Consider the following 4,073-nt stretch of genomic DNA (forward strand, 5'->3'; position numbering starts at 1 on the left):
GCGCTTCTCGGCGAAGGCGGCGGCGCCTTCGCGGGCGTCGGCGCTGGTGAAGACCGGGCCCATCAGCGCGCCCTGCTTGGCCCAGCGCTGATCCACCGGCCAGTCGCGATACTGGCTGATGATCTGCTTCGACACCTGCACCGCCAGCGGGCCGTTCGCGCTGATCGTCGCGGCGAGCTCCAGCGCAGCGTCGAGCGCGGCGCCTTCGGTGATGCGGTTGATGAGGCCGAGCTGATAGGCGCGATCCGCATCGATGAAGTCGCCGGTGACGGCCAGCTCAAGCGCGATCCGCTGCGGGATCTGCTCGGGCAGGCGGATGAGGCCGCCGGCGCCGGCGACCAGGCCGCGCTTCGCCTCCGGGATGCCGAACTTCGCCTTGCTGTTCGCGACCACCATGTCGCAGGCGATCATCAGTTCCAGCCCGCCGGCCAGCGCATAGCCGTCAACCGCGGCGATCAGCGGCTTCTTGGGCGGCGCTTCGGTCAACCCGCCGAAGCCGCGACCGGGCACGGAGGGCGTTTCGCCGCGCAGAAAGCCCTTGAGGTCCATGCCCGAACAGAAGGTGCCGCCAGCCCCGGTGATGATCGCGACGCGCAGGGCGTCCTCGGAATCGAGCCGGTCCATCGCCGCCGCAATCCCCTCGGCCGCGGCCTTGGTCATCGCGTTCTTCTGTTCGGGGCGGTTGATGGTGACGATCAGGATGCCATCCTGATCACGCGTCAGAACTTCGTCGGTCATGGTCCTTCTCCCTTTATCTTGTCCGGCGATTGTCCGGTGCCGTCATGGCTTCCGGCTTTTTCGCGTGCCGTCAACGACGAGAATCTGGTGCCGGCGAAAGCCTGCATGGCACAGCGGCGGCGCGCCTGGCGCCTGACATTGATGCCTGTTGCGCGGGAGAAATCCGCTATCGCGCGCTGGAGGTCGCCAGCTTCAGCCCGAAAAGGACGAACACGCCGCCGGTAAGCCGATCCAGCCCGCGCACCGCTCCTGGCTGGCGCAGGAAGCGGCCCAGCGGAACCGTTGCCGCGATCAGCAGGGCGAACCAAAGCAACGTCAGCAGGACGTGAAGCGCGGCAAGAAAGAAGGAATAGGCCGCGACGCTCGCGCCGGCCGGCACGAACTGCGGAAGGAAGGTGATGTAGAAGACGCCGATCTTGGGGTTCAGGAGGTTGGTCAGAAGCCCGCGCCAGAAGGCGTCACGCCCCTTTCGGCCCGGCTGATCGCCGGGCGCGAACGTCAGGCCGGCACGGGGCCTGAGCAGAAGCTTCGCGCCCAGCCAGAGGAGATAGGCCGCGCCCGCGAACTTCACGATCGTATAGCCCAGTTCGGACGCCTTGAGCATGGCGCCAAGGCCGATCGACACGGCGCCGCCCCAGATGAGGCAGCCGAGGGTGATGCCAGCCGACGCCATGACCGCCGGTCGCCTGCCCTCAACCGTCGCCGCGCGCAGCACCATGGCGGTGTCCACGCCGGGCGTGACGGTCAAGATCGTGGCGGCCACGATGAAGGCGATCAGCAACGTACCGTCGATCATGCCGGGGAACATGCTGGGATCATGCGGGGGTGACTAACACGAACGCGATGGGCGATCCATGTCGTCGCGATCGGCAGGCCCAAGGTTGTCCGGGCGGCCGGGAGGACCTAGCTTCCTCGACGCGCATCAAAGGGAATTCACGCCATGAAGATCGCCCTCCCGCTTGCCGCCCTCCCCCTTGCAGCCGTCGCCCTGCTGACGCCAACCCTCGCCGCCGCGCAGTCGATGAACGGGCCGAACTATTCGACCTATGAGCCCGGCTTTCGCGCCAATTCGCTGATCCCGGCAAGCGACACGCCCACCATGCGGCGTGACAAGCTGAAACGGGCGCAGACGCTGCGCGCCGAGGTGGATGCGATGATGGCGGCGAACGGCGGCACCCTGACCGACAAGCAGCAGGCCTATGTGCGCCGCGAAGCCAAGGATATCCTGAACAGGCGCGCTCCCTTCCGCTGAGCGCCCGGCGCGAAGCCCCGCCGCCTCATCCCACGGCGCGCTCGCGGCCCTGCCAGTAGCGGGCGCGCAGCTCGCGGCGGAGCACCTTGCCGGAAGGATTGCGGGGAAGCGCGTCGATGAATTCCACGGTCTTGGGCGCCTTGTAGGCGGCGATGCGCGCGCGAACCCAGGCGATGATCTGGACGGGATCAGGGGCGCCGCCGGGTGCGGGCACGACCAGCGCCTTTACCGCCTCGCCCCAGCGTTCGTCGGGCACGCCGATCACCGCCACATCAGCGACGCCCGGGCAGCCGGCGATGGCATTCTCCACCTCCGCCGGATAGACATTCTCCCCGCCCGAGACGATCATGTCCTTGATGCGATCATGAACGAAGAAATGGTCGCTTTCGTCGCGATAGCCGGCATCGCCGGTGCGCAACCAGCCGCCCGCCAGCGTTTCCGCGGTGGCATCGGGGCGGTTCCAATATTCCTTCATCACGATATCGCCGCGGATCACGATCTCCCCGATCGCGCCGGGCGGCAACAGCGCGCCGTCGGGGCCCATGATGCCCATCTCCACATCGGGCCAGGGGCGGCCGCAGGAGACGAGCTTGCCCGGCAGATCATGGCCGGAAGGAGAGAGATAGGAACCGCTGCCGGCCGATTCCGTCATGCCGTAGAATTGCACAAAGCCGCAGCCGAAGGTGGCGCGGGCGCGGCGCAGCACGTCCTCCGCAATGGGCGAGGCGCCGTAAGCGATGGTGCGCAGCGCGGGATAGCGCTGCGCGGCGGCCTGCGGCTGCTGCAACAGCATCTGGATCATGGAAGGGGCAAGAAAGGTGTGCGCCACGCGCTCACGCGGCATCAGATCGACCACGGCGGCCGCGTCGAAATCCTTGACCAGCACGATCCGCCCGCCCTGCGCCAGCGCGGCGAAGCTGATGTTGGTGCCCGCGACATGGAACAGGGGCATGACGATCATCACCGTATCGCCCTCGTCATAGGCGAAGCCGTCCACCTGCGTCGCCATTTCCATGAAACGGCGGTAGATGTGGTTGGTCAGCACCACGCCCTTCGGCCGGCCGGTGGTGCCGCTGGTATAGAGTTGCAGCACGTCATCCGCCGGCGTCGGCGTGTCCGCGGGCGCGGTGGCGGGCGCGTCGCCGATCCACTCGGCGAGCGGGACGAAGCGCGGATGCGCGCCATATAGCGCCACCAGCGCGGGCGGACGCGGCAGATCCGCCACGGCGGCGAGCGCGACCTCGAAGAAATCCTCGCCCACGAAGAGGATGGCGGGGGCCGCATCCTCCAGGATGCCGGCGATCTCCACCGCGGACAGCCGGCAATTGATCGGTGCCAGGCAGGCGCGGGCGCGCGCGGCGCCGAAGAACAGCGGATACCAGCCATCATGATTCTTGGAGAGGACGGCGATCCGATCCCCCCTGCCCGCGCCCGCCGCGATCAGCGCATTGGCCATGCGATGCGACTGCCGGTCAAGCGCGGCATAGCTGGTCTCGCGCCCTTCAAAGGCGATGGCCACCGCCTCGCCGCGCGCCTCATGCTGCGCGGCGGGAATGTCGGCCAGGGTGCGGATGGCGTCCAGATCGATCATGCGTTCCTCTCCCCCGTCGTGCGGGCTGTCTGTGCCCCTTTCAGCGCAAAGCGCCGGCCAGCGCCAGCACCACGCCTGCGACCACCATCAGCAGCCCCGCCGCTTCGAAGCGATGAAACGGCTCCCGCAGGTACAACGCGGCAAAGGCGAGGGTGAACACCACCTCCACCTGCGCCACGATCCGCACCAGCGCGACCGGCGCGATGGCAAGCCCGGCGAACAGGCAGATCGATCCGGTGCCGGCAAGCAGCCCGACCTGCGCCGAAGTGCGCCACGTGCGCAGCACGGCGCGCAGCGTTCCCGGCTCCCGCATCGCCACCCACAGGCCAAGCGCCAGGACCTGGATCGCGATCACCGTCACCAGCGTGACAAGCGCGGCGAGCAGCGGCGCGCCGGGATCGAGATGAAGCGCGGCGCGGCGGATGAACACGGCGGTGATCGCGAACAGTGCGCCCGCACCAAGCCCGCACAAGGCGGCCGGCTGGCCAAGCG

Annotated in this window: 5 protein-coding genes; 1 reads left to right on the forward strand and 4 read right to left on the reverse strand. The window is 68.4% G+C overall.

The window, feature by feature from the left end; translation table 11 throughout:
* Both AX702_RS16420 and AX702_RS16425 read right to left on the reverse strand, forming a co-directional pair.
* A partial coding sequence (locus AX702_RS16420) for a crotonase/enoyl-CoA hydratase family protein (RefSeq protein WP_066781346.1) occupies window positions 1–738 on the reverse strand: 738 nt, incomplete at its 3' end.
* 166 nt (window positions 739–904) lie between these two features.
* Complete coding sequence (locus tag AX702_RS16425) at window positions 905–1,546, reverse strand: LysE family translocator (RefSeq protein WP_231731898.1); 642 nt, start codon at window positions 1,544–1,546, stop codon at window positions 905–907.
* A 132-nt stretch (window positions 1,547–1,678) separates the two neighbouring features.
* Between AX702_RS16425 and AX702_RS16430 the strand changes: the two genes are divergently transcribed.
* Window positions 1,679–1,990 (forward strand): hypothetical protein, encoded by a 312-nt coding sequence (locus AX702_RS16430; RefSeq protein WP_066781348.1) that lies wholly within the window; start codon window positions 1,679–1,681, stop codon window positions 1,988–1,990.
* A gap of 25 nt (window positions 1,991–2,015) precedes the next feature.
* Here the strand turns inward: AX702_RS16430 and AX702_RS16435 are convergent, their stop codons facing one another.
* The gene (locus AX702_RS16435; protein ID WP_066781350.1) at window positions 2,016–3,581 is read right to left on the reverse strand and encodes a long-chain-fatty-acid--CoA ligase; all 1,566 of its coding nucleotides are present in this window, start codon (window positions 3,579–3,581) and stop codon (window positions 2,016–2,018) included.
* Window positions 3,582–3,621: 40 nt separating this feature from the next.
* Window positions 3,622–4,073, reverse strand: a 452-nt coding sequence (locus AX702_RS16440) for an EamA family transporter (RefSeq protein WP_156455543.1), incomplete at its 5' end; no start/stop codon positions are given.

Source organism: Sphingomonas sp. CCH5-D11 (genome assembly GCF_001557395.1).
Taxonomy (GTDB): Bacteria; Pseudomonadota; Alphaproteobacteria; order Sphingomonadales; family Sphingomonadaceae; genus Sphingomonas.